The organism is Gymnodinialimonas ceratoperidinii (genome assembly GCF_019297855.1).
GTDB lineage: Bacteria > Pseudomonadota > Alphaproteobacteria > Rhodobacterales > Rhodobacteraceae > Gymnodinialimonas > Gymnodinialimonas ceratoperidinii.
Genome location: NZ_CP079194.1, coordinates 1482280 through 1506284, shown reverse-complemented (window position 1 = coordinate 1506284; position 24005 = coordinate 1482280). Strand labels below are relative to the sequence as shown.

24 protein-coding genes and 2 pseudogenes are annotated in these 24005 nt (G+C 58.9%); 8 read left to right on the top strand and 18 right to left on the bottom strand.

The window, feature by feature from the left end:
- Positions 1-93 precede the first annotated feature (93 nt).
- The 4 genes from KYE46_RS07350 to KYE46_RS07335 all read right to left on the bottom strand — a co-directional run bounded on the left by KYE46_RS07350 (position 94) and on the right by KYE46_RS07335 (position 2624).
- Positions 94-1038: a cation diffusion facilitator family transporter gene (locus KYE46_RS07350; protein WP_219004569.1), complete on the bottom strand. Its 945-nt coding sequence runs from the start codon at positions 1036-1038 to the stop codon at positions 94-96.
- Entirely contained in the window at positions 1028-1798 is a 771-nt protein-coding gene (locus tag KYE46_RS07345; protein ID WP_219004567.1) for a transglutaminase-like domain-containing protein, read from the bottom strand. Before KYE46_RS07345 ends, KYE46_RS07350 begins: the two co-directional genes overlap by 11 nt.
- A 69-nt stretch (positions 1799-1867) precedes the next feature.
- A complete protein-coding gene (locus tag KYE46_RS07340) occupies positions 1868-2194 on the bottom strand; it encodes a YnfA family protein (protein WP_219004565.1) in 327 nt (108 codons plus the stop codon).
- Position 2195: 1 nt separating this feature from the next.
- On the bottom strand, positions 2196-2624 hold the full coding sequence (locus KYE46_RS07335; protein ID WP_219004563.1) for a MerR family transcriptional regulator: 429 nt from the start codon (positions 2622-2624) through the stop codon (positions 2196-2198).
- A gap of 245 nt (positions 2625-2869) precedes the next feature.
- Between KYE46_RS07335 and KYE46_RS07330 the strand changes: the two genes are divergently transcribed.
- The 6 genes and pseudogenes from KYE46_RS07330 (at position 2870) to KYE46_RS07305 (ending at position 6973) form a co-directional block, all read left to right on the top strand.
- On the top strand, positions 2870-3409 hold the full coding sequence (locus KYE46_RS07330; RefSeq protein ID WP_219005055.1) for an SCO family protein: 540 nt from the start codon (positions 2870-2872) through the stop codon (positions 3407-3409).
- Positions 3406-3828, top strand: a complete 423-nt coding sequence (locus KYE46_RS07325) for a disulfide bond formation protein B (RefSeq protein WP_219004561.1) — start codon at positions 3406-3408, stop codon at positions 3826-3828. Before KYE46_RS07330 ends, KYE46_RS07325 begins: the two co-directional genes overlap by 4 nt.
- Positions 3825-4484 carry a DsbA family protein gene (locus KYE46_RS07320; protein WP_219004560.1) on the top strand — a complete coding sequence of 220 codons (660 nt, stop codon included), beginning with the start codon at positions 3825-3827 and terminating at the stop codon, positions 4482-4484. The genes KYE46_RS07325 and KYE46_RS07320 overlap by 4 nt, the downstream gene beginning before the upstream one ends.
- 24 nt (positions 4485-4508) lie before the next feature.
- Entirely contained in the window at positions 4509-4976 is a 468-nt protein-coding gene (locus KYE46_RS07315; RefSeq protein ID WP_219004558.1) for a copper chaperone PCu(A)C, read from the top strand.
- A complete protein-coding gene (locus KYE46_RS07310; RefSeq protein ID WP_219004556.1) occupies positions 4976-5602 on the top strand; it encodes an SCO family protein in 627 nt (208 codons plus the stop codon). Before KYE46_RS07315 ends, KYE46_RS07310 begins: the two co-directional genes overlap by 1 nt.
- Positions 5599-6973, top strand: a pseudogene (locus tag KYE46_RS07305) (peptidoglycan DD-metalloendopeptidase family protein). The gene KYE46_RS07310 and the pseudogene KYE46_RS07305 overlap by 4 nt, the downstream one beginning before the upstream one ends.
- A 377-nt stretch (positions 6974-7350) precedes the next feature.
- Here KYE46_RS07305 and mntR read toward each other — a convergent pair.
- The gene (mntR, locus tag KYE46_RS07300; RefSeq protein WP_219004550.1) at positions 7351-7803 is read right to left on the bottom strand and encodes a manganese-binding transcriptional regulator MntR; all 453 of its coding nucleotides are present in this window, start codon (positions 7801-7803) and stop codon (positions 7351-7353) included.
- A gap of 116 nt (positions 7804-7919) precedes the next feature.
- On the opposite strand from mntR, the gene KYE46_RS07295 reads away from it, so the two are divergent.
- Both KYE46_RS07295 and KYE46_RS07290 read left to right on the top strand, forming a co-directional pair.
- Positions 7920-9128 carry a multicopper oxidase domain-containing protein gene (locus KYE46_RS07295; protein ID WP_247716948.1) on the top strand — a complete coding sequence of 403 codons (1209 nt, stop codon included), beginning with the start codon at positions 7920-7922 and terminating at the stop codon, positions 9126-9128.
- Entirely contained in the window at positions 9125-10306 is a 1182-nt protein-coding gene (locus KYE46_RS07290; RefSeq protein ID WP_219004547.1) for a ZIP family metal transporter, read from the top strand. The genes KYE46_RS07295 and KYE46_RS07290 overlap by 4 nt, the downstream gene beginning before the upstream one ends.
- 91 nt (positions 10307-10397) lie before the next feature.
- On the opposite strand, the gene KYE46_RS07285 is transcribed toward KYE46_RS07290, so the two are convergent.
- The 13 genes and pseudogenes from KYE46_RS07285 to KYE46_RS07230 form a co-directional block, all read right to left on the bottom strand.
- A complete protein-coding gene (locus KYE46_RS07285; RefSeq protein ID WP_219004544.1) occupies positions 10398-10895 on the bottom strand; it encodes a L,D-transpeptidase family protein in 498 nt (165 codons plus the stop codon).
- Between the two features lie 54 nt (positions 10896-10949).
- On the bottom strand, positions 10950-12317 hold the full coding sequence (locus tag KYE46_RS07280; protein ID WP_219004542.1) for a TRAP transporter large permease: 1368 nt from the start codon (positions 12315-12317) through the stop codon (positions 10950-10952).
- On the bottom strand, positions 12307-12828 hold the full coding sequence (locus tag KYE46_RS07275; RefSeq protein WP_219004540.1) for a TRAP transporter small permease subunit: 522 nt from the start codon (positions 12826-12828) through the stop codon (positions 12307-12309). The genes KYE46_RS07280 and KYE46_RS07275 overlap by 11 nt, the downstream gene beginning before the upstream one ends.
- A gap of 34 nt (positions 12829-12862) precedes the next feature.
- Positions 12863-15205: a heavy metal translocating P-type ATPase gene (locus KYE46_RS07270; RefSeq protein ID WP_219005053.1), complete on the bottom strand. Its 2343-nt coding sequence runs from the start codon at positions 15203-15205 to the stop codon at positions 12863-12865.
- Between the two features lie 244 nt (positions 15206-15449).
- On the bottom strand, positions 15450-16091 hold the full coding sequence (locus KYE46_RS07265) for a L,D-transpeptidase (RefSeq protein ID WP_219004538.1): 642 nt from the start codon (positions 16089-16091) through the stop codon (positions 15450-15452).
- Positions 16092-16503: 412 nt separating this feature from the next.
- Positions 16504-16763: pseudogene (locus tag KYE46_RS17585) on the bottom strand (helix-turn-helix domain-containing protein); the annotation flags it as partial.
- A gap of 86 nt (positions 16764-16849) precedes the next feature.
- Entirely contained in the window at positions 16850-18124 is a 1275-nt protein-coding gene (locus KYE46_RS07260; RefSeq protein ID WP_219004537.1) for a sialidase family protein, read from the bottom strand.
- Between the two features lies 1 nt (position 18125).
- The gene (locus tag KYE46_RS07255; protein ID WP_247716947.1) at positions 18126-18497 is read right to left on the bottom strand and encodes a DUF411 domain-containing protein; all 372 of its coding nucleotides are present in this window, start codon (positions 18495-18497) and stop codon (positions 18126-18128) included.
- Positions 18498-18687: 190 nt separating this feature from the next.
- Positions 18688-19620 carry a cation diffusion facilitator family transporter gene (locus tag KYE46_RS07250; RefSeq protein WP_219004533.1) on the bottom strand — a complete coding sequence of 311 codons (933 nt, stop codon included), beginning with the start codon at positions 19618-19620 and terminating at the stop codon, positions 18688-18690.
- A gap of 18 nt (positions 19621-19638) precedes the next feature.
- Entirely contained in the window at positions 19639-21978 is a 2340-nt protein-coding gene (locus tag KYE46_RS07245) for a heavy metal translocating P-type ATPase (protein WP_219004531.1), read from the bottom strand.
- Positions 21975-22679 (bottom strand): TVP38/TMEM64 family protein, encoded by a 705-nt coding sequence (locus tag KYE46_RS07240; RefSeq protein ID WP_247716946.1) that lies wholly within the window; start codon positions 22677-22679, stop codon positions 21975-21977. Before KYE46_RS07240 ends, KYE46_RS07245 begins: the two co-directional genes overlap by 4 nt.
- A complete protein-coding gene (locus KYE46_RS07235; protein WP_219004528.1) occupies positions 22676-23113 on the bottom strand; it encodes a DUF6010 family protein in 438 nt (145 codons plus the stop codon). Before KYE46_RS07235 ends, KYE46_RS07240 begins: the two co-directional genes overlap by 4 nt.
- 212 nt (positions 23114-23325) lie before the next feature.
- Positions 23326-23895: an EF-hand domain-containing protein gene (locus KYE46_RS07230; RefSeq protein WP_247716945.1), complete on the bottom strand. Its 570-nt coding sequence runs from the start codon at positions 23893-23895 to the stop codon at positions 23326-23328.
- Positions 23896-24005: the final 110 nt, after the last annotated feature.

Below are 24005 nucleotides of genomic sequence, written 5' to 3'. Positions count from 1 at the left end.
CATGACCGATGGCACCGGCCGGGTCGCCGTCCGCGACGTTTGAACGGCACAACTGTTTCCTACCACTTCGAGCGGCTACGCATGGTCAGCCTGTCAGTGACCATTTGCCTCCCTTTCGCTTGTATCGCCGTGACCATAAAGGTCGACGTTTTTATGGGCACGGTCCTCGTGTTCAAATTCCAAACAGGAATGGGTGATGCCGAAGTCATCCTTCAACCGATCCTTGATCACGCCTTTTACGGACTCGCTCTGTGACCAAGCATCGGCTGTCAGAACGACGTGGCAATCCAGCGCCACTTCATGTTCCTGCATCTGCCAAAGGTGGACGTGATGAACGTCTGCGACACCGTCTACACCGCGCATCGCGTCGACGACCGCGGCGTTATCCATATCAGGCGGACTGCCGAGCATCAGGGTTCGGATCGGACCTCCAATTTCCGTAACCGCCAAGTACAGAATGTAGAGCGCGATGCCGATGGTGGTGGCCGGATCAACCCACCGCATGTCGTAGAGGATGATCAGCGATCCGCCCACGATGACCGCCACCGAAGCAAGCGCATCAGACAAGTTGTGAAGAAACAGAGCGCGGATATTCACGCTGCTTTTCTGCATCGAATAGGTCAGCAGCGCCGTCAACGTATCGACAACCAGCGCAACACCCCCAATGATCACGACCGTCCAGCCCTGCACTTCCGGTGGATCGATCATGCGCATTCCGCCCTCATAGATCAGGTAGACCCCGACAAGGATGAGCGTCGTGTAATTGATTAGCGCAGCCACGATCTCGATCCGGCCATAGCCGAAGGTCATATTCTCGTCAGCAGAACGGCGACCGATCTTGCGCGCCGCAAACGCGATGACCAAAGATGCCATGTCCGAGAAGTTGTGTAGTGCATCCGCAATTAGTGCGAGGCTGCCCGAGAGCACCCCACCCACGATCTGCGCGACCGTTAGAAGACCGTTCGCCCAGATAGCGATTGAGACGCGACGGTCGCCGGAGTTCGGGTCAATATGTACGTGGCCGTGGTCATGCGGCATGGTTCGTATCCCGATGGCTGTGGTTTGGCAGGGCGCCGCCCGGCATTCGAGGCACATCCCCGCGCCGGATCGCGCGCACCCGTGCGTTCATCCAATGGCGGATCAAGTGGCGATACAGCCAATTGCGAACGGTTCCAAAGTCTTGACTGTGGCTTAGGTAGAATGCGTCAGGTGTATCGAAGATTCCAAAATCTTTGGCGATACCACTCTTCTGGATAAACGTATCTTGACCCACCCACTCAACCGGCGGGGCGCTTAAACACCCTGTTCCGGCCCCGTAGCCGCACAAGTCATCGGTTGCGCTAAATTCGTGCTGCAAAGATGCAAGGAAGGTTGCGTCAAGGATAAAGCCTTCAAGATTGATCCAGCCATTCTCGGTCTTCACTTCAACCCAGGAGTGCAAGATTTCTCTTGGCGCCAGCGGATAGACCAACTCAGGAACCACCCCACGCTGCAGCGCTTTGTGAATGGTGAAGCCGTGCAGTCTGCACGCAACACCAAGACCGCGCAGCAGCGCCATCAAAAGCGTGCCCTTCGTGTTGCATTGGCCGTAACCGTTGGCTAGGACCTCGGACGCCGGGATATCATCTGCCCGATTGTATCCGAAGCTAATCTCGTTGCGCACAAAGTCGTAGGCGGCGCCGATCTGGTTATGTCGGGAAAGAACCTTCCAGCGGCGAGCACAGATCAGGCCGGCAATTGCGAGCCCGTCGAAATCAAGCAGTCGGGTTGCGGCAAGGTGGGTATGTTCGTCGGCCAAGGTTGGACTCCCAGAATCTAACTGGACCCTACCTAGTTGCTACAGTTACTATAGCTTCAAGGCCTAATTTCAACCGCTCCGCAGGGCACCAAGAATGATCGCGGCACCCATCAGGCAAATAACAGTGCCAAGAACGTCCCATCTGTCGGGCCTCTGACCCTCTGCCAACCACATCCACAACACCGACGCTGCAATGTAGACCCCGCCATACGCTGCGTAGGCGCGGCCCGCGGCGACCGTTTCGACTTGCGCCAGAAGCCAACCGAAAACCACCAGCGCTCCAATACCAGGCAAAAGCAATGCCGGAGACGCGCCCAACCGCCACCAGCTCCAGATGGCGAAACACCCCGCGATTTCGGCCAAGGCGGCCAGCGGATAGACCAACGCGGCGGGCATTCTAGGCACCAATTTCATTATGTTCGGTCAGGCATTCGGAGTGATCGCGCAGCACCTCCAGCACGCGGCAATCGGCACTTCGCCCACCGCTGCATTCGTGCACCATGCGTTTGAGTTCGGCACGCAACGCCTTCAGGCGTGCCATGCGCTGCTCCACCTGCTTAAGCTGGCGGCGTGCGATGGCATCAGCGTCCTCGCAAGACCTGTTGGGGTCGTCGCTGAGATCGAGCAACTCACGGATCGCGTCGAGCGAAAACCCGAGTTGCCGCGAATGGCGGATGAACGACAGACGGTCAAGCTCTGCCTCGCTGTAGCGCCGCTGCCCACCTTCTGTCCGGCCCGGCTCCGGCATCAGCCCGATCTGTTCGTAATAGCGGATGGTCTGCACCTTCGTGCCGGTTTTCTTCGCCAAGGTTCCGATCGTGAGCATGCTCAACTCCCTACAATATGTATAGTTTGTGTAGGTTTTGACATGTCCGGTGACAAGGGTTGGAATCACGTCCGCGTGATCACGTGCGGCGCTATGAATTTCGTGCTTGAACCTCCAGTTGCTAGAGGAGGTATGCGCCGGGACTAATAAGAACCAACCGCAGGTAAACCTTGTTGTCTCTCCTTTCTGTCAGAAGAACCCTATGGGGATTGGTGGCCGTGTCGGCGATCGCAACGGCATGGCTGATGCTCTGGCCAGATCTTCGGGATGATCGCGCACAGACTGCGTCTGGGCCTGCGTTCTACGCCGATTTTGAGCTGACAGATCACCGCGGGATGGTGCAGCAAGATGAGTACTTTGAGGGACGCTGGATGTTGGTCTTTTTCGGCTTCATCAACTGTCCAGACATCTGCCCGACGACGCTGTCCGAAGTCGCATATGTGATGGAAAACCTAGGTGACGACGCCGCAGACGTGCAGCCGATATTCATTACGATCGACCCTGCGCGGGATACGACGACCGCGCTCTCCGAATTTGTCCCGCCGTTCGACGCTAACATCATCGGTCTTACAGGCACGCCGGATCAGATCGCTGCGACATCGGAGACCTTCCCGATCTTCTTTGAGCGCATCGAAGAAGCGGCCGCACCTGACGGCTACACGATGGGGCACACGTCAAATTTGTTCCTGTTCGACCCCGAGGCTGGCTTCGCGATCTCTTGGCCCTATGGCACGCCCGCCGACGAAATCCTCGCCGATCTGCAAAACATAATGGAGGTCAGATGAAACGTCTGACCGGAGAAACCGCCCTCGGGCTGGCTTGGATCATTGCCGCCGTTGCCTCGCTTGCCGTACTTTTCATTGGTGAAGTGTTGGGGCAAACACCGTGCCTGCTGTGCTGGTTCCAGCGCGCCTTCATGTTCCCACTGGCTATCATCCTTGGCTTGGGCCTCTGGTGGCGGGACACGCGGGTCGGCCGATACGGCATCGCACTGGCCATTGGAGGCGGTGCAATCGCACTTTGGCATATGGGGCTCTACGCCGGGCTGATCCCCGAGCGCATCCAACCCTGCACGGCCACCGGCCCCTCGTGCACTGACGACAACCAATTGGTTTTTGGCATTCCCATCCCGCTGATGGCCCTCGCGGCTTTCGTCCTGATCGGACTGCTGTCGACCCTTTCACTGAAGGAAACACGAACATGAAGCGACGCAGCCTAATCCTGTCCGTTCTCGCCGTAAGCGTTGCCGGTTTCGGCGGTGCGACCTGGTTTGCAACAAGGCCCGGTCCCATGGTCGAGGCAGAGCCTTTGGCACCGGAACTGGCGGAGGCCATGATCCGCCCCTACTCACCCATCCTTGGACCCGAAGAGGCTCCTGTCACGATCGTGGAATTCTTCGATCCCGCCTGCGAGGCATGCCGCGCCTTTCATCCAATCGTGAAAGACATCATGGCCGAGCATGGTAACGCCGTCCGTGTCGTAATTCGGTACACTCCGTTTCATGGAGAGGCGTCCGAGGAAGCGATCCGCGTGCTTGAAGCGGCACGCATGCAGGGTGTTTTTGAGCCGGTTCTCGAAGCTGTCTTGCGCGAACAACCCAACTGGGCGTCCCACGGCGCACCAACGCCGGGTCGCCTCCTACAGATTGCCGCGACGGTCGGGCTCGATGCCGAGGCCGCGCGCACACAAATGCTGTCGCCCGGTGTCGTGGCCATCCTGAACCAAGATCGTGCCGACGTTGAAACCGTCGGTATTCGTCAGACGCCAACCTTTTTCGTGAACGGCATTTCGCTTGATCCATTCGGTGAGGCGGAATTGCGACGGTTGGTTGCGGCGCAAGTCGCTGCGGCGCAGAGCTGAATTTGTTGATTGGGAAGTAGACGCATGAAGAAGATCGTATCCACAGGCGCGTTGGCAGTGCTTTTTTCATTCGCGGGCGTTACGACGCCTGCGCTGGCCGATGCAGATGATATCGTCATCGACGGCGCTTGGGCACGGGCGTCCATCGGAATGAACCGCCCCGGTGCCGCCTATATGACGATCCGCAACACCGGTGCAGAGCCGGTGACGCTGACCGGCCTTTCGACCTCACTGGCCATGATGCCAGCCATTCATGAAACGAGAACGAGCGCCGAGGGCGTCAGTAGCATGACACCCACCGACGAGATCACCATAGCACCGGGTGAAAGCATGGCACTGGAACCCGGTGGCCTGCACGCCATGTTACTGCAATTGCAGGAGCCCATGGTCGAAGGGGAGACGCTTCCATTAACTCTGATCTTCGAAGATGGCGGTGAAGCGACGGTCGATGTTTCGATCCTTGGCTTCGCGGCGCGCAGACTGGAAGACTGATGCAGCGAACGCGCGCTTTGGGCTATGGCGCAGTGGCTGCTGCGGCTGTTGGCATGATGCTTCTCGTGGGATGGTGGCAAGTCGACGGCCCCGGCGCACCGGGCCCGATAGAGCAACGCCCCGTGCCATTGACCGAGATGGCTTTCAGCCTAACCGACCACGAAGGCAACGCAGTTGGGCCGGAGGCCCTTCTCGGCAATCCCACCATGGCCTTTTTCGGCTTCACCTATTGCCCAGATGTCTGCCCGACCACGCTTTCCGATATCTCGGGCTGGCTTGACGCGTTGGGCGATGAGGCCGCGTCGCTGAACGTGATCTTCATCACGGTCGACCCCGAGCGGGATACCGTCGCCGCAATGGCGGAGTACGTCAGCTATTTCCACCCGGCAATCCGCGGCTGGACAGGTCCGGAAGAGCAGATCGCACGAGCGGTAGAGGGTTTCCGTGCAGTCTTTGAGAGAGTGCCGACCGATCGCGGAGACTACACGATGGACCATACCACCAGCGTCTTTCTATTCGATGCGGAGGGGCATTTCGTCACGACGATCGACTATCACGAGGCAAGAGACTTTGCGCTGCCGAAGATCCGCCGCGCACTGCAACAAGAAATGGAAGACACGACATGAAGCTGAGAGTTGTAGCGGCTGGCTTGGTAATTACGGTTGCAGTCTCAGGGGGCGGGATACTCGCTACTGGTGCCTTATCAAGGGAACCAGTTCCAACTGGTCTGGACGATGCCTCCCTGTGGCTACCCGAGCCTCCCACGCTGCCTAACACTTTAGGTGGTGGAGCAGTTCGTTTCGCGACGGTGCAATCCGAGAGTGCGCGCGATCAACGCCCCCTGCCCCTTTTGCAGGCCCCAACCATCGACGCGCAGCCGCCAGTAATCCAACCTCCTCTGTCGACTTGGTCCCGTGACATCGCACCCGGCGAAACGCTTGATGTCGTACTGGCCGACTCAGGGATGGCGGCGTCCGACCGGGCATCAGTCGCCTTGGCAATCGGCGCTGAATACGATCTGCGACGGCTTCGGCCCGGCCATTCGCTCACGGTCGTCTCAACCGTGGACGGCGGCCCGCGGACGGTGACCCTGGCCGTTGAGGACGGTGTGAGGATCGAAGCAGTTTTTGGAACTGAGATGATCACGCAAGTCATGGCCCCGGAGACGGAAGTTGTGACGGTAGCCGGTGAAGCGATCATTTCGACCTCAATGTTCGCCGCGCTCGACGAAGCTGGCATTCCCGCCCGTTTTGCAGTTGACCTCGCTCAGATGTTGGGCGGCACCGTGGATTTTCGCCGAGAGATGGCTGGTGGAGAAAGGCTCCGCCTGCTGTGGCGCGAGGCGCGTGTTGGCGAAGATCGGATCGGCCAGCCGGACCTTACCTTCGCTGCGTTGGAAATCGCCGGGAGCCTCTATGAGGTTGTCTGGCCAGATGATGCCAGCGGACAGGCAACAATCTATGTCGATGGCGATGCGCTGCGCGTTTTCGCGCAGCCCGTCGTGGGCGCACGGTTGAGCTCTGTCTTCGGGCGTCGCACGCATCCGGTCTTTGGCAACGTAAGGATGCATACGGGCGTGGACTTTGCCGCGGCGCACGGAACGCCTGTGCAATCGACCGCGCCGGGACGCGTAAGCTTCATCGGATGGCGAAACGGCTATGGCCGTGTGGTCGAGATAGCCCACGGTCCCGACATCATGACTCGCTACGCGCATCTCAGCACTGTGCCTGAAAGCATCGCAGAGGGTCAGCGCGTCGCCGCCGGAGAAATGATTGGGCGCGTCGGAGAGACCGGCACCACCACGGCACCGAACCTTCATTACGAAGTGCTCGTAAACGGCCTTCCAACGGATCCTCTTGTCGACGATCGGCTGGCGGACGCGGCTGACCCCGAAGTGGATAACGCCGAAGCGTTGGCACGCCTCACTGAGGCACGCGCACGTCTGGTAGAGAGCCTTGGGTAGCGAGATTGCCACTCCGGCAACGGAAAGGCTCTGATGCGGTCCGCGAAGGCAGCCACGGTTTATCTTGAATGGACCAATGCATGGCTTCCTGCCGCAAACACACTCTCGGCGGTTAATTCGTCGAAAGCCGTATTGTAGGCACTGAAGTTCACATGTGCCCAAAGGAGCGTCTTGTGGTTCTTAGAACGGTATGCAGTTCGCCCATCATCGGTTATTCGAACGGGCGAGGCCCATCAATTCGTCCTCGGTCGCTCTGACAATGCCCCATGTTGTCTTCTGCCTTGATCTGGCCAACGACGACTCTGGCGTCGAATTGGATCAGGGAGAATTATCTAGTTGGCACAGGCCCGCGTACGCGTTTCGGGCCACAAGTCTGCAGCCAATTGGCTATTTATGGCGTCAGCCACCTGCCTATGACCGCTGGGCAAACGCCGCGAACAGGGCGAGCGTCCGTTCGCTCACATGATGCTCGATGCCTTCCGCGTCGCGCTCTGCCGTCTCGGGATCGAGCCCGAGGCTCAGGAGAAACTGCAATACGATCTCGTGGCGGTGCCTGCATTCCTTGGCTAGTGCCCGGCCTTCCTCGGTCAGGAAGACCGAGCGATATTTGACGCGGGTGATCAGACCGTCCCGGGACAGACGGTCAAGAGTTTTCGCGACTGTCGGCGCGGTCACGCCCATTCGGATGGCGATATCAACCGGCCGAGCCTCACCGTTCGCGTGGATCAGTTCGGCGATTAGTTCGACATAGTCCTCCGCCACTTCACTGCGACGCGCCTCGCGTACGCCGATAAAGGCCTCAGTGCGGGTTTCGACCGCACGCGCCTCGACCTCCGTTGATTCAAGGTTCTCAACATTTGTCATGCGATCATCCTCGCATGATCGGGATTGACTCGTAAAGCCCAAGCGATGATTGTTAGCCGAAGCTAACTTTTTGCGCCGGGACTTTGGCCTGCGTGTCAACTGAAGGGACCGTGTCCATGCCTGCCGATGCCGGAAAGCGAGGGCGCGATGTGTCCGCCAATGTGGAGACATCGCGACCCATAGAGCCACATGCCGTTGAAACGGGTCCCGTTTTGGCGTCGCGACGCGCGCTGTTGGTCGGCGGTCTGGTGGCTGCCAGCGGGGCGGCCGTCGTCGCGAGCCGTGCACAATCACAGGCGACGCAGGACCTGACGGTGGGGCATGACATGTCCGGCGGCGCGGTCGATCCGTATTTGGCCGATGACAGCGGCATGGCGCATGGCAACATGACGATGGTCGGCCGCGTCGACCACTCCCGGAACGGGTTTGACCCGACGGCCATGCTGACCGATTGGGAGACCGGCCAGACCGAAGTCCTGACGGATGGCCGCACATTGCGCACTTTCGAGGTCGACGCCATCGATATGGAAATCGAGGTCGCTCCCGGGGTGTTCTTTCCCGCTTGGACGTTCAACGGCCGCGTCCCAGGCCCCGCGCTGCGCGCAAAGGAGGGCGAACGACTCCGTATAATCTTTCGCAACCTCGGTTCGCACCCGCATTCCATGCACTTCCACGGCATCCATTCGGCGCGGATGGATGGCATTACGGGTGCCGGATTGATCGGACCCGGCGAAGAGTTCGTCTACGAGTTCGATGCCAGACCCTTCGGCTGTCATCTCTATCATTGCCATGCACTGCCGCTGAAACGGCACATGCACAAAGGCATGTACGGCCTCTTCGTCGTCGATCCCGATCCGGCACGCCACCCCGAACACGCGGCTGTTGCAGCCTCGCGCGTTCTCGGCAGCCCGGAAAACGCCGAATGGCAGGAACTGGCAATGGTGATGAACGGATTCGATACCAATTTCGACGGCGAGAACGAGGTCTATGCCGTCAATACGGTCGGCCAAGTTTACATGAACGAGCCGATCCGGATCGACAAGTCGCGCCCGGTGCGTATCTACCTCATGAACGCGACCGAGTTCGATCCGATCAACTCGTTCCACCTGCACGGGAATTTCTTCGACTACTACGACACTGGCACCCAGCTTACGCCAACCCTGCGCACAGTCGATGTGATCATGCAATGTCAGGCGCAGCGCGGCATCCTCGAGTTCAGCTTTGCCGATCACGAAGACGGGCTGTACATGTTCCATGCCCATCAGGCCGAGTTCACCGAACTTGGCTGGATGGCCTTTTTTGACGTCCAGGAATCTGGGGCATGACAGACCAGAGCCAACCCCGCCGCTCGCCGATGACCCGGCTACTTCTGGTTCTCGTGCCGCTGGCCGCCATGCTGGGTGCCTTTGTCTGGATTGCCTCCCTCGATCCGCTGCGCGGCTTCAATAACGGCGCTCCCCCGGTCGAGGCACTAACCGTCGAACGGACGATCCTCGATAGGTCGGGGATATCGCTCAGGGTACGCGCCGGCGGTTCGGAAGCGATGGTAGTCGCGCAGGTCGCAGTGGATGATGCCTACTGGACCTTCACGCAGGAACCGGCGGGGCCGATTGCCCGGGGCGATGCGGTCTGGCTGCGAATTCCCTATCCGTGGGTTCTTGGCGAAGCCCATAATGTCAACCTGCTGTCCAACACGGGCGCGACCTTCGGGCACGAGATCGGGGTCGCAGTTTCGACGCCAAGGGCCGCCTGGGGGCAACTCCGGTTCCAGGCGGTGATCGGGGCGATCGTCGGCCTATTGCCGGTGGCGCTTGGCCTGATGTTCTATCCGGCCATGAAGGGCGTCAGTCGAAGCGGGATGAACTTTCTGCTGGCACTGACGGTCGGGTTGCTGGCCTTCCTGCTGATCGACACCATATCCGAGGCACTGGAGCTATCGACAGAAGCGGCCGCGATATTCCAGGGCTCCGCCATGGTTTGGCTGGCGGCGCTGGCAAGCTTTCTCCTGCTGATGGCGCTCGGGCGCTGGCGCGGCAACCCGGAAGGCATAGCGCTTGCGTTCTACATCGCGCTCGGGATCGGGCTTCACAACTTCGGCGAAGGACTGGCAATCGGCGGTGCATTCGCCGCCGGGTCGGCTGGGCTTGGAACCTTTCTTGTCCTCGGCTTTGCCCTGCACAATGTCACCGAGGGCATCGGCATCGCCGCTCCGATGCTTCGGGCCCGGCCCACTCTCTGGACGTTCGCAGCGCTGATCCTGCTCGCCGGTGGCCCGGCCATCCTTGGAATGTGGGCGGGCAGCCTTGCCTACGCGCCCCAATGGTCGGCATTAGCACTCGCCGTCGGAGCGGGTGCCATTCTGCAAGTCATGGTCGAAGTCACCGCCTATCTTTTACGTCAGAACGCCGACCGGCAGGCCGCGCTGATGTCACCGGCCGTCCTTGGTGGGTTTCTGGGCGGGACCGCCTTCATGTACGCGACGGCGGCACTGATCAAGATCTGAGCCGGTGGTCGGCCTAGTTCTCATGCGGATCCTAGGTGTCTGGTTTGGATGAACGCGAAACAACGCGGTACGCACCAAACTGGCGCATCCATCAGGGATAAATATCAATAGGCGTTCCGTCCTGCACCATGGCATAGATCCGCTCGATCTGCCGGTCTGTGACTGAGGGGCAGCCCGCCGTCCAATCGCGGACATTCATCGGGTCAATTCCGCGACGCGGGCCGCCATGGATGAAGATATCTCCTCCGGGCGAACGGCCATGCGACTCCGCAAACGCAACGTCCGCCTCGTTCGGGTAGGATATCCCGATGGATAGATGAAATTCGCTATTCGGATTGCGGCGGTCGATAATGTACGCCCCCTCGGGCGTTCGGCCATCGCCTTCGAACTGCTTATGACCCACGGGCGCGAAACCAAGCCCGATCGGGAACCTCCGCAGTTCGCCTTCAACGCCATCAAGGATCAGCAGCCGCTCATCTTTATACATTCTCAGCCGCGTAACCTGCGGTCCATTGTAGTCCCGGAACCTGCTGGCGCAGCCGGACAGAAATGCGGTTATCGTACCCAAAAGGAAGATGCGGCGTTTCATGGAGAAAGCTCGATTTTAAAATTATGCCTCGTGACGATAGTTAGCATGCCAAATCTAGTTGATCAAAGGCGAGTTTGATCGCAAAAGAACAAGTTGCGGCAGCCATGTGATTAATTCAGGTCGCCATGCCAGCAAAGCGATCAGTGCGACTTCGATGACCACGAGTGGTCCCGCGCCGCGATAGATATCGGCCAGATTAACGCTTGGTGGCGCCGCCATCTTGGCGAAGAACAGCGCATATCCGAACGGCGGTGTGAGAAATGAGGTCTGAAGCGCCAATGCGATCAGACCAGCCAACCAGACCTGCGAGAAATACTCTGACCCAACATGATCGGAGAAATCCAGCTGTGCGAACAAAGGAAGGAAGATCGGTAGGAACACGAGCAGAATCTCGATCCAGTCGAACACAAACCCCAGCACAAGAATGACGCCCAACAACATGCCAAGGGTCGCCCAACGTCCAAGGTCAAATCCATTGATCCACGCAAGCAGAAGCTGGCCACCTTCCAGCAGGTTGAAGCTGAGTGAAAAAATCGATGCGCCCACGACGATGAAGAACACCATCGCGGTCATGGACGCCGCCTGCACAATCGTCTTGTTCAGACGATTAAACGTCATGCGACCGCGAACCACCATGACCAACAGCGCACCAAAAACCCCAACACCGGCAGCCTCGGACAGGGTCGCAATCCCGCCCATGATACTGAGGGGAATGGCGGCGATCACCGCAATCGCCATGATCGAGGACACCACATCCCGCAGGGTCGGCTTTACGTCGTCCGAAAGTGAGATGTCGATGCGCCCTTTCAGCGTGACGGCAAAATAGACGGAAAAGAAGTAAACCAAGATAAGGACTGGGATGACCAACGCCAAGTACATCAACGAGATGCGAAGCTGAAAGACATTGGCCACGAAGAACAGCAAGACCGCCGGAGGGAAGACGACGCCCAACGCGCCGGACGCCGCCACGGCCGATCCCGCCACTGACGCGGAATACCCTGCACGCAACATGGGGGCGTAGGCCACCAGCGCCACGGTCACGACGGAAGCTCCGATGACACCCGCGGCAGGGGCCAGGATCAAGCCAATCAACAAGGTGGCAATGGCGTAGTGACCGGGGAGCCACCTTAGCGCTTGCCCCAGTGTTCGAAACAGGGTTGATGAAATGCCGCTGGCGTTCAAAACCAGCCCCAGAAAGATCAGGAGCGGCACGGTGGTGAATTGCACCCCTTCGTTCGTCAGGATGCCACGCACACGAAGATAGATCAGACCAAGGTGATTGAAATCGGTGACACCCATCCAGACCGCGCCGACAAAGGCAAGAAACCCGGTCGCCGTCAGAACCAAAGCCACGGGGAAGCCGCTGAACACGCCTAGCGCCAGAATACCCAGCATGACGATGGCCAGGAATTCAGTCTCCATGGGGAAGGTCTTCCTGAGAGAGTGGGGAGGGGTTGTCGCGATTGCCGCGCAGGAACGCGACGTTCCGCGCGCTGACGATTAGCCCGGCCAATCCAAGAACCACCGGGCCGATCACAGCGGCGACGCGCCGTGCCCAAATGTCGGTGTCCGCGAATTGCGTTGTCCGCATCAGCCCATCCCAGCCGTAGTAGGTGAGGATGGCCGCGAGGGGTAAGAGCACGAGGAGGCAGCCACCAAGTTCAATCCAGGCCAGGCGGCGTGGCGGCAAATTCCTTCGAAATACGTCCACGCGCACATGGCCGTCCCGCAGATAGGTGAACCCGAATGTCATGAAGATCAGGATGAATAGAAGGGAGGTCGAAAAATCCGGAAGGTATGACGACACCCCAAGGTGTAGCTTGCGATCAAGCATTTGCAGGCAGGTAAAAAATGCGATGGGGACCACTGTCAGCCAAGCGGTCCCCACACCTATCGAATGGATGATCTTTTCCAGCACGTCGAATATGCGCATTCTGCCCCCACCTTCGCCGCCCTCCCGGGCCACCTTATTGTCCGGGCGCCAAAGCCCCCTTAGCCATCTGCGCGCCGACCCGCTTTCCACCGGCAGGGGGCTGCTTGTGTTCCCCGGCATTCAGAAGCCGCAGGGCATTGGCAACGACGACCAGCGACACACCGACATCCGCTGCGATAGCTCCCCACATGGACGCCATCCCGAAGGCCGTCAGCCCGACAAACAGCGCCTTGGTTGCCAGCGAAATCGCTATGTTCTGGCGGATGATCGACATCGCCCGGCGCGAATGGCCGATAAGCCAAGGCACCTTGCCGATATCGTCGGTCATTAGAGCGATATCCGCCGTCTCGATCGCTGCGTCCGAGCCGACAGCACCCATGGCAATCGCGTAATGCGCCCGCGCCATGGCGGGTGCGTCGTTCACGCCGTCGCCGATCATGGCCACCATGCCGTGGGTTTCGACCAGCTCTTCGATGGCTTTCACTTTGTCTTCGGGCAAAAGCTCGGCACGAACCTCGTCGATGCCCACCTCGGCGGCGACGGCGCGCGCGGTGCGCTCGTTGTCCCCCGTCAGCATGACGATGGTCTTCACGCCCTGCGCGTGAAGCTGCGCCACGATGCCTTTTGCGTCGGGACGGATACGGTCTCGCAGCTCCAAAAGTCCAATCACACCCTTTTCATCACCCACGGCGACAAGCGTGCTTCCGGCGCCTTCAATCCGGTCGCGGATGTCTTTTGGGATAGAACTGCCGAACCCCTTCTCCTCCGCGAAGCGGTCAGAGCCTAGCCAGATCGAACGGCCAGCTGCGCGCCCTTCAAGCCCGCGACCTGGCACCGTGCGGGTATCTTCAGCGGCGGACACCGTGACACCGTCGACCTCGGCCCGCGCCAGAATGGCACGCGCCAATGGGTGCGAGGATCGCGCCTCAAGACCTGCGGCCATCTCGATCAGATCCTTGACGGTCGCGGTGCCCAACGGATGCACGGACGCCACCTCAGGCTCGCCCATGGTGATCGTTCCAGTCTTGTCCATCGCCAGCGCCGTCGTTCGGCCGGGCGCTTCGACATAAGCCCCACCCTTGATGAGCACCCCAGCCCGAGCCGATGCGGCAAGTGCCGCGACAATGGACACAGGCGTCGAGATCACCAACGCGCAGGGGCAGGCAATGACCAGAAGGACAAGCGCGTTGTAGAACCAGTAGTCCCACGCCCCGCCTGCGATGAGCGGCGGCAGAACTGCAATCGCGATCGCCAACACCATCACGATGGGCGTGTAGATGCGTGCGAATTTCGTGGCCCATTGTTCTACCGGCGCGCGGCGCGCATGGGCATCGCCAACCATGCGCGTGATCTTGGCCAGCACCGTGTCAGATGCCAACTTGGTGGCGCGCACCGTCAGTGTGCCTTCACCGTTGATCGTGCCAGCATAGACGTCATCCCCGGTTTCCTTCGGCACCAGCGCGCTTTCACCGGTGATTGGCGCCTGATCGACGGCTCCCATCCCGGATGTGACCTCTCCATCAAGCGGAATACGGTCGCCGCCGCGCACTATGAAGCGGTCGCCCACGACCACTTCTGCGGCAGACATGTCCAATTCGGTGCCGTCATCGCGGATCACCCGCGCGGTTGGCGGCGCGAGATCAAGAAGTGCGGAGACCGCATTCCTTGCTCGTCCGACGCTCCAACTCTCAAGGAAGAGAGATAGCGAGAAGAAGAACGCGACTGTCGCCGCCTCGAAGAACTCACCAAGTCCAATGGCACCTGCAACTGCGACGACCATCAGCAGGTTCATGTCGGGCGAGAACCGCCGCGCCGAGGACCACGCCTTCGGCGCTACGAGCCAGACGCCGCATAGGATCGCGATTGCAAAGAACGCAACCTCGATCAACGGCATCGGCGCTTCGCCATGGCCGGAAAAGAGCCCGACAGCTCCGCCCAAACCGGTTTCAACCACGTGCCAGATAAAGCCTGCGGCCCAGAAGCCTCCGCTGAGGAACGTGAACAGTCTTTGGCGGGCAAGGTGTTCAGCCTGATCGACCGATGCGCTTTCGGCATCCCACGGTTTGGCTGTCATGCCGGTACTTGCGACCAACTCTGCGACATACGAGTCCGATATCGTCTTGGCACTGTCCAAAACGGTCATTCGCCCATTGATGACATCGAAGGCTAGATGCTCGGCCCCGCCCACTTTTGGGCCAACTACCTTGTGGAGGATTGAGACTTCCTCAGCGCAGTCGAGACCAGACACCTGAAAGCTGCGTCCCGACGACGGAGCTGGCGCAAGCGACGTGTTAACGGGCTTGTCACTTCCGCAACAGCTTTCGCCGTGCGTGTGGCCAGTCTGAGAATGATCGTGAGAGTGTGGGTCGGACGGCATCAAAAACCTCGGGAATCGATATGATGCATTTTAGATAGCACCTGCAGCCACTAGAGCTTCAAGTGGCTATTTTTGGTTCAACCCCAGATGTCCCCGAAAGACACTTCCCGCATATCCGGGACACGCAGATGCGGAAAGCCCTCGCCCGGCATGGCGCGCCAAGCAACGGAAATTCAATGTCGGTCTGGAAGGCGTAAGGATCGATATGGTCCATCTGCCAAACGCGACTTCCAACTCTTCTTTTCTAAGCTGGATAAAGACGCGCCGTAGATCCGATTTCAACATTGGGGAAGAGCGCGTTGATATGTGGCATAACCATGCGCACGCATCCGGAACTCGCACGACTTCCGATCGACCAAGGCTGTGGCGTACCGTGGATCCTAAGAAACGTGTCACGCCCGCCCACATAAAGGTACAGCGCTCGGGAGCCGAGTGCGTTGGTCGGACCAGGCTCCTGCCCATTTGCATACTGCGAGTACACCTCCGGCTCCCGCGCGATCATGTTCTGAGTGGGCGTCCAGTGCGGCCATTCGACTTTGCGCCGGATCGAATAGGTCCCCGGTTCGTACAATCCGTCCCGACCGATGGCGACGCCGTATCGCATGGCCGTTCCACCGGCTTCGATGTGGTAAAGGTATCGCGCCGTGGCATCGACGTGAATGTCGCCCGGCGTAACCCGGTCGCTCGCCGCGACCCTCTGGGGCAGCAGACGCGGGTTCAGGCCCCACGGATTGGTCGTCGCTAGGTCAAACCCTGGAGGCGTGACCTGCGCGTCCCACGCCGCCATTTCCGATTCTGTTGGCCAACTACTTGCAAGCGACGGTCCAGACAATGCAGCTGAAAAAAGCGCGGTGGTCGTTTGGATGAAGTGTCGTCTCGTTGGCATCTTGTTCTCCTGAACTAAGTTTAAGTTTCCAATGGTGTCGCAACCGGGACTCCAAAGAGCCCTACGTCTCTAGCAACTGGAGCTTCAAGAGACGGGATGGGAACAGAGTACAGTATTTAAGCACTTAACTAGAAAGTGATCACATTGGCCGCCTATACACTTCACGGTACGACAGACGAGGGCGTATCCGCTTCCGTCTCCGTACCCATATGAGACTTCTTCGTCCGTAGTTTGCGGCCAAATTCAATGCTTGCAGTAGTCCGCCAATACGAAGGGCCCAATGGCGCGCGGAAGGCCATGGTTGGGCATTAAGCATCAGCTTATTCACTGCGGCGTACCTACTTGAACAACGATTGTTGACTAATCACGATCCGAGCGTCTGGCGCTAGCGTACAATTAGAAACCTTCCTAACACACCGAACGGCGTTCTAAAGACGCCCAGCTTGTGCAACTCATTTGACATTCGGACTTGGCCATAGGCACGGAAGTTGGTGGCGGATTTGATCATCACATCCTCGGTCGCTCGGTCCACCCTGCTCGCGAGATTGCGCTGGCGCTTGGTACGCTCAAACACGCCTCAACGCCGCCGTCCTCGACCGGCGATTTCTAGCGATAGCGCGTGTCGCGCGACATGCCCATTACTTGGCAAGCCTTCGGCAGGTTGCGCAGTTTCTACTGCCTGCACACAACCTTAAATAGGCTATCACGACCACAGCAGGGTGATCGCCCCGGATCGTTCCGCAGAAGCAGGCAAAATGTCAGCGCTGTGCCAGAACCATCATGATCGTATCAGCCTGCATCTGGCCATCTGCTCCGCGTTCACCGGGCTGCGTCCATGCAAAATATACGCCAGACGGACCAGAAACCATGCGCGGGAAATTTATGGATCCGGTCGTGCTGTTCAAGTGCACCTGTTGCGTTGCGCCGCACCCTTGACCGCTTTCCGCCAAGCAAACGATGAGCGCCTCGCCGTCGCCCGTCCACTCAACCCAAGACACCAGTGCCGCGCCGTCATCCAGCATCAACACGTCAACCCGACCAGCGACATCCTCTCCGCCAATAGAAAAGGCGTCTCCAAAGCTGACACCTGTATCTTCAGAGAAAGAAACGTAGACGGCGGGACTGTCATCGGGCGCTGTGAACCAGGCCACGACTACAAGCTCACCCTCGGCATCAATGGCCGGCCCGTTTACCGGGCAACCAGAGATTTGCCAGCCATCTTCATGGACATTCATGGGGGCTGACCATTCACCTTCGTCATACCGTACGATAGAGATATCGCGAATTTCCTCTGCGGTTCGATCACGATAAACTAGCAAAATCGAACCATCACCGGCTACCGCAGCAGAGGTTTGACAGCAAGTGCAAGCGCGGGGGTCGATCAGCATTTCCTCGCCAATGACTCCGTCTGATCCAATCATCGCCGCGCGCAGCTGCATCTCATCGGGATTTCCGCCGCTCTCGTCGTCGAAATCAGCCAATCCGTACTGTCGTCCGTCCAACCAGATGGCCATCAGTTGATCTGCGGCGACAGGCAACAACGTCGCAAAGCCGTGTTGCACGGAACGCCCGTCGCGATGTGGAGTTTGCGCGTCGCCCCACGTCTCACCACCATCGTCCGAGAGCGCCACGGTGAAGTCGTAAGCATACGCCGTGCGCCCGTTGTCTTGCAGCCAGTGCACGGCCAAGGTGCTGTCGGAGAACGCTGCGACCGATGGGATATCGGCCCAGTTAACGAAAAGCTGGTCCGATGCCGTCACCGTCATTGGCGCGGTCCATCGCTCGTCAATCCAGCCCGCTATGCGGACGGCATGACCATCCTCTGAAGGCTCCGTCCAGCTCATCAAGATTTTGCCAGACTCAGTTGCAAAAAGCGATGGATCTTGTGCTCCGGAGCCAACGGGAACGGGAACCTCGACGATGTTTGAAAATACCGCTCCGCCATGACCCGATGCCAAGGCAAGATCAGCCCCAGAGAGGGCAATCAAAGCGATAGCGGAAAGAAGGCGCTTCCGCTGGGTGAACCGAGGCATTCTAACTATAGCTCGCAAAGACGCTGCGTTCACCAATCGCTGAGAACAAAATGACGTCAAAGGGGTCGACGCGTCCGTCCATATCCATCCCCGCCGATCCGGATGGCATACCCGGCACAGCAAGGCCAATCGCGTCAGGCCGGTCAGACAGAAGGCGAGCGATGTCTTCCATCGGCACATGGCCTTCTATGGTGTAACCGTCCACCTCAACCGTATGGCACCCGGCAAGGGCATCATCGACACCGCGCTCACTTTTTTGGCGCATAAGTTCTTCCTGATCAGATTCGATTACTGTTAGATCGTAGCCGGCAGTCCGAGCATGTTCCACCCAAGCACTGCAGCACCCACATGTGGGTGAGAGATACACGGTCATTCTGGTGGGAGTAGCCAATGCTACGCGCGACATAAGCGGTAGTGCGATGGCTGAAAGAAGAAGTGTGCGTCGGTTCATGTTTGGTAGTCCTTTGAATGTCGAAATCGTTTGAGCTTCATGAATTTGGTTTGTTATTCAAACCATAGGATGGAAGCAGGGAGACAACGAAGGTTGCGCATTGATCGGCAAATCACGAATGCGTGTCATGGGGCGCGTCCGAGATGAATTTCAGGTCGACACCACGCGCATCGCGCTCGTCGAGGCAGGTCGTCTCAATCTGAAGCGTTGCGAAGAAGAAACCGAACTGGGATTTGAGGCGCGCGTGCGCTGTTTCCAGGATCTTCGTGGCGTCCGACCCGTCTTCAATTCGCATGTGTGCCGAAACGACATTGCGACCACTGGTCAGGGCCCAAGCATGTAAATGATGGACGTTTTGGACCCCCGGGATCAGCTCCAACGCTTTGTCGACGTCGGGCAAGTATATCCCGTCAGGCGTGCCCTCCATCAACAATCGCATCGCATCACGCAGGATACCCCAGCTGGCCCAAACGAGGACAACCCCGAATGCCATACCAAGGATCGGGTCGATCAATAGAAACCCGGTGATTTTTATCACAAGCGCGGTCACGATGATCAACAAGCTGCCCACAAAAGTCTGAATGATGTGCCATAGCGCCCCCCTTGTGTTCAGGTCGTCTTTGCTCTGCTTCCATAAAAGGGCCAAGGATATGAACTCCGTGAATAGTCCACCGGCCGCCGCTATCAACAAAGGCGTCGTGGGCAAATCAATTGGATCTGATAGTCGCATGGCGGCCATGGCGATGACGACAACGGCCATGGCGAGGAGAAAGCCGCCGTTCACCAGTGCCCCGATGACCTCGGCGCGGTACCATCCAAAGCTCATTGAGTCATCCGCAGGCCGTTCGGCGAAACGGCGGGCCACGATGGCAACAAACACACCGCCAACTGCGGAAAACGTGTGGAATGCATCCGACATGACAGCGACGGATCCGGTCCAAAGGCCGATCCCAAGCTCCACGAAGAAGTATATGCCGGTCAACCAAGCTGAGATCGCAAGACCCCAACCGCCGGTGGGCAGATGGCCTGAATGTCCGGTTGCCATTGTGTGTGCCTTTCGCATTCAGAGGTCCACGCGCCGGAGGCGCAAGGCATTTGTGATAACAGAAACGGAAGAAAGGCTCATCGCGGCCGCCGCTATCATCGGCGACAGCAGCAACCCAAATACAGGATAGAGCACCCCTGCGGCCACGGGCACGCCGAGCGCGTTGTACGCAAATGCGAAGAACAGATTCTGCTTGATGTTCCTAAGCGTGGCGCGTGCCAGCTTCCGCGCACGCACAATGCCCGTAAGATCGCCACCCAACAGCGTGATGCCGGCGCTTTCTACGGCGACATCAGCGCCCGTCCCCATTGCGATCCCCACGTCGGCGGCAGCCAAGGCAGGCGCGTCATTCACGCCATCACCGGCCATAGCAGAGCTTTTGCCGGCACGACGGAGCTCTTCTACGAGGTCTTTTTTATCCTCTGGAAGAACGCCCGCGCGCACTTCATCGATCCCAAGCATGCGTGCAACGGCGTCTGCGGTGCGCTGATTGTCGCCCGTGGCCATGATGACGGTCAGACCAAGCTTGTGCAGATCATCGATGGCTTGCGCGGCTGCACCCTTGATCGGATCAGCGACGGCCAACAAACCTGCCAGCGTGCCGTCCAGCGCGACATACATCGCGGTCTTGCCCGCATTACGCAGCTCATCAGCTGCGGCGTCTATTTCAGAAGTGTCAATATCCAGTGCTTGCATCATCGCCGGGTTGCCAAGGGCGATCATCCGACCATTGATGCGGCCTTGCACACCTTTGCCCGTGACAGCCTCAAAATCCTCTACGTCTGCGCGCGTCGCACCACGCGCTTCCGCACCCTCGACGATGGCCTCGGCGAGCGGGTGCTCAGATCCACGTTCCAGCGCGGATGCAAGGGTTAGGAATTCTGCATCATCCACGCCTTCGACGGTGACAACGTCCGTCAACGTCGGCTTGCCAAGCGTCAATGTGCCGGTCTTGTCGACAATCACCACATCGATGCGGGCCATACGTTCTAGCGCCTCTGCATCCTTGATCAGAACGCCAGCCTGCGCCCCGCGTCCTGCTGCTGTAGTGATCGAGATCGGTGTCGCAAGTCCAAGCGCACAGGGGCATGCGATGATCAGCACCGACACAGCCGACGCGACGGCGAAGACAAGCGGCGGTGTCGGGCCGAAGGTGAGCCAAGCAAAGAAGGCGACCACAGCGATCAGCACCACCGTCGGCACAAAGATCGACGACACGCGGTCAGCCAGTCCCTGGATCGGCGCGCGGGATCGACGTGCTCCCGCCACCATATCCACAATCTGCGCCAGAACCGTGTCGCTTCCCACCTGGGTTGCGCGAATAGCCAAAGTGCCGTTCTTGTTCAGCGTGCCGCCAGTCACACGGTCGCCTGTGGTCTTTTCGATCGGCACAGGTTCCCCTGTTAGCATGCTTTCGTCGATGGAAGAACGACCCTCCACCACCTCTCCATCAACCGGAATACTGTCGCCGGGACGGATCCGGAGAAGATCTCCTTCCATGACGTTTTCAAGCGGCACATCGTTTTCCTGCCCGTCCGGAAGGATCCGACGGGCGGTCTTGGGGGCCAGATCAAGAAGGGCGCGGATGGCGTCGCCCGTGCGCTCGCGGGCACGCAATTCCAGGACCTGTCCCAGAAAAACCAATGCGACGATGACCACCGCAGCCTCGAAGTAGGTGCCGACCCCGTCGCCCATTCGGTATTCGGCGGGAAAGATGCCAGGCGTGAATGTAGCAGCGAGAGAATAGAGATAGGCCGCGCCCACGCCGAGTGAAATCAGCGTCCACATGTTCGGCGAGCGTGTCTTGATCGAGTCCCAACCACGGTTGTAGAACGGGGCGGCGGCCCAAAGGATGATCGGCGTGGCAAGAACGAATTCGATGTAGACAGACAGTTGGTGGCCAAGCATTTCGCGCAGCGGCAATCCCACCAACTCACCCATCGTAAGCACTACCAACGGCACTGCAGCCGCGACGCTGATCCACATCCGGCGGGTGAAATCAACGAGTTCTTCGCTTGGCTCGTCGCTCGGCATGATTGGCTCCAACGCCATACCGCAGACCGGGCAAGCACCCGGCTCATTGCGCACGATTTCAGGGTGCATCGGACAGGTGTATTGTGTGTCCTTCGGGGCGGCGGTTTTGTGACCAGCCCCCCGACCCGAAGCGTAAAACCATGGATCCGTTCCAAACGTCTTGTGGCAATTATCAGAGCAGAAATGATAGGTCGTCCCGTCAAATTTCGCCGACGGAGTGGCGTCATTCACCGTGACGTGCATGCCGCACACCGGGTCGGTCTCGGTGGCATCGTCTGCACTTTGATGAGAATGTCCATTGTGATGTGTCGCGTCGGTTTTCATTTCGTCTTCCTTCCAGAAACTACAGGTGCCGCGTCTGAAGTTGATGTTATTCGGTTCCGCCAAATGGCGACCGTCAAAAGACCCGACGCGCCAAGCGCCAGTGAGATCCAGAAGCCCGCATTGCCTTGTCCCTCAAACGCACTGGCACCCAGATGAGCCAGTACGAAGCTTGCGGGCACGATGCCTGCGAGTGTCGCCAGTCCGAAGCGCCAGAACTTGATATGACTCAACCCAGCGGCATAGCTTATTGCGTCAAATGAGATGAAAGGCAGAAGGCGGCTCAAGAACACCGTCGCCATCAATGCATTTTGAGAGCCAAAGAACCGATTCTTCATGCTATCGCCAAGCCAGCGTTGCACCGTATCTCGGCCAAGATAGCGCGCGATCACGAAGGCAACAATCGCTCCCAACTCCGCGCCGATCACAACCAGAACCGTGCCCCACAAGTGACCATAGACCAACCCTGCGGCCATTGCGATAGGTGCGCTAGGGACTGGACTTGCCACGATGGCAAGTGTCATCAGCCCGATGATCACCAGCGGTCCTAGCGATCCGGCGAACGCAACGATTGCCCGCACACGTTCGGGATCAATCCCGTTGAGGAATGAATTCATCTGATCCCAGAACACCACCAACGTCGCGATAACTCCCAGTGCCAGAATGACGGAGAACAATCGCTTGATTTGAACCGTTTGGATCATGCCCCAAACAACTCTGCGCCGTAGAGCAGCAGCAAAAATTGTACTGTCAAACCATTAAATACCGTTCGCATCGGTAAGAACCAATTTGGAACCGCAGCACCGAACTCACGATTGTGGTGCAAAAGGTCCCACACCGCATGAAATGCCAAACCGGCGGGAAGGAATGCCCAGTGCACGGTGATGCCAAGAACCGCCGTCAGGCCAAAAAGCATCGCCACAGCCAATTCCATCCAGAAGACATTCGCAGAGTCCGCCCGCGCGGCAAATCCGATGTATGCGCCGCCTATTAATGCAAGCGTAACGCCCGCCAATATGATTGATTGATCCACCGGCAGGACGATATGGAAGGGAATAAACAGCGCAAAGAGGACTGCTGCCAACCCCATAGGATGCCGCCTCAAAAAGTCGCTCTGACGGGATAAAGTTGAGGTCATGCTGATCCATCCTTTTTCGTCTCAGCGCTACGCTTAACCCCTCCAGCCACTGGAAGGTCAACTGTCTGATTGAAACAAACGCGCAATGTTCTCCAGACGAGACGGCTGCATTCTTGGGATGCAGCCGTCGCGCCTTCCGGCACCAACCGCTTCATTCTTCGCGGATGTAATCGGCGGCCCGAACCGGTAGACACCGGGTGGTCGATAACTGCCTAGTTGTCACTGGTCATACTCGATCCGCCCATACCGGGCATCTCACCTGACGCCGGCATGCCACCCATCATACCCATAGAGGGACGGTTCCTCATACGGGCTGGCGCGGTCATTTCGTCGGTCGTGATTGCCCCGTCGCCATCTGCGTCGAGGTGCTGGAACCGATCAACCATCCGTTCACGAACCATCGCCAAAAACAGCGCTTCAAACTCGGACAGAACGAGCGTGCCATCACCGTTCTCGTCATAGTCCGCCAATTGGGACAGCAAACCCTCCTGCAATTCTTCCGGCGTCACCGTACCGTCGCCATCCGCATCATGCATTTGCATCATGGGGCCCATTGAGCCGCCCGTCATACCCATGTCCGGGCCTGCGCCACCCGACATCATACCGCCATGCATCTGCATCATCATCTCCATCATTTGAGCCATCATGGGGTGCTGTGCTGTCCCCCCTGCCCCGGATTGTCCCATTTCCGTGAAATCAGAACCACCGTGACCGTGGTTGCTATCGGCGAGGATTGCCGTGGGTGCGGCGGCCACTAGCGTGGCAAGCAAAAGCGTTTTCATGAGGAACCTCCAATGTTCAGTTACCTCAACTACGTGATGCGGGCGGATCATAGATGCTAGAGACCTCTCAGAGCGGGTGTGTATCGGTTCGTCACACGTCCGCCGACTGT